3 protein-coding genes are annotated in these 1602 nt (G+C 65.0%); all 3 read left to right on the top strand.

Annotated features, from left to right (window positions below; all coding sequences use genetic code 11):
* Nucleotides 1-1187: hypothetical protein (locus tag TX83_RS19805; protein WP_222423797.1), on the top strand; the 1187-nt coding region annotated here is incomplete at its 5' end.
* Nucleotides 1184-1408, top strand: a complete 225-nt coding sequence (locus TX83_RS19800; protein ID WP_064749713.1) for a hypothetical protein — start codon at nt 1184-1186, stop codon at nt 1406-1408. The genes TX83_RS19805 and TX83_RS19800, both read left to right, overlap by 4 nt.
* On the top strand, nt 1405-1602 hold a 198-nt coding region (locus TX83_RS19795; RefSeq protein WP_222423796.1), incomplete at its 3' end, for a hypothetical protein. The genes TX83_RS19800 and TX83_RS19795, both read left to right, overlap by 4 nt.

The raw sequence follows: 1602 nt of genomic DNA, 5'->3' as shown, positions 1-1602 counted from the left end.
AGCTGCTCGACACCTCCCCGGTGCTGTTCATCCGCACCCCGGCGATGCGCGCTCTCCCGATTCCGAACCCACACCTCTGGGACGGCCGGGATCTGGATCGTCTTTGGGACCATATTAATATCAGCGCCGAGGACCGACTGCTGGTGCTGACCTGGCTGCTCGACTGCCTGCGGCCGGAAACGCCGTTCCCGGCGCTTGAGCTGGTTGGCGAGCAGGGCTCGGCGAAGTCGACCACGCAGTCAATGCTGCGCGACCTGATCGATCCGAACAAGGTGCCGCTGCGCGGCCGACCGAAGACCGTCGAGGACATCTTCGTCGCCGCCGCCAACAACTGGCTGGTCTCCTACGAGAACCTGTCGAGCCTGACGGCCGAGCAGCAGGATGCGCTGTGCACGCTCGCGACTGGCGGTGGCTTCGCCGCCCGCCAGTTGTTCACCAACGGCGAGGAGCACGTCCTGCAAACCAAGCGGCCGGTGGTGATGAACGGGATTTCCGTGATCGCCACCCGCCCCGATCTGATCGATCGCGTGGTCCATCTCGACGTACCGGTCATCCCGGCCACTCGCCGGAAGGACGACGCCCAGGCCCGTACGGCTTGGGAGCAAGATCGCGCGGCGGTCTTCACTGGCCTGCTCGACCTGTTCGCGCTGGTGGTGCAGTACCTCCCCAGTATCGAGCTGCCGTCCAAACAGCGTATGGCCGACTTCGAGCGGCTGGGCGAGGCGGTCGCGCGCGGACTTGGGCTACTTCCCGGCACCTTTCAGGCCCGCTATTCCGAACTGGTACATGCCGGCATCGATCGCGCCCTCGATGGCAATCCGGTGGCGCTCGCGTTGGACAAGTTGCTGCGCCGGGAAACCTTGCCGTGGGTCGGCACCGCCGGCTCGCTGTATGAGCAGCTTGGCCCCCTTTGCAGCCCGGATCGTTCGACCTGGCCGCGCTCGCCGAAAGGCCTGAGCGATCAGCTTCGACGTATCGCCCCGGCGTACCGCGCCAAGGGTATCCAGATCGAACACCGCGGCCACACCCGCGACGGTGCGGTTTGGAAAATCGACCGCGACCCGGAAGGCCGTGTGGATCGCCGTTATCCGGTGTCGGCGCCGGCCGACACCGCCCGAAAAGAACTGGACGCCGCCGAAGCGGCGGCGCGCCGCCCCTCCCGCCCCCGTAAAGGAGCTTCATCGTGACCGTCGCCAGCGATCCCCTCGATACCCCGTCCGCCAGCCCGGCAGCGCAGGTCATCGACTACATCCCGGTCTTCCGCCGCGCCGAACCCGACCGGCACACGGACGCGCCTTCGCCCTACGAGACCTTGGCCTACCTCGCCTACGTGCTTCCGGCACGCATCTACGCCGCCAATCCCTGGCTGCTTGACCCGAAGTACCGCAACTACCTGGAGAACCGATGAAACTCAATCCGTTTGCAAAGAAGCAGAAGAACGCTAATCCGACGCGCTACGACGAGTTATGCGCGCAGTTCGTCGAATCCGAAGCGCGATTCAACGCCTCTAAGGCCTCGCTGGACAAGGCAGAAGCGGACTACACCGAAAAGTACAAGGAATTCCATGCGCTGCAAGCTAAATCCCAATCGACGTTCTGGTCG

The sequence above is a fragment of the Lysobacter antibioticus HS124 genome, from assembly GCF_000336385.2.
In the GTDB taxonomy this organism is placed as follows: Bacteria; Pseudomonadota; Gammaproteobacteria; order Xanthomonadales; family Xanthomonadaceae; genus Lysobacter; species Lysobacter firmicutimachus.
This window is presented reverse-complemented; position numbering and strand designations above follow the sequence as displayed.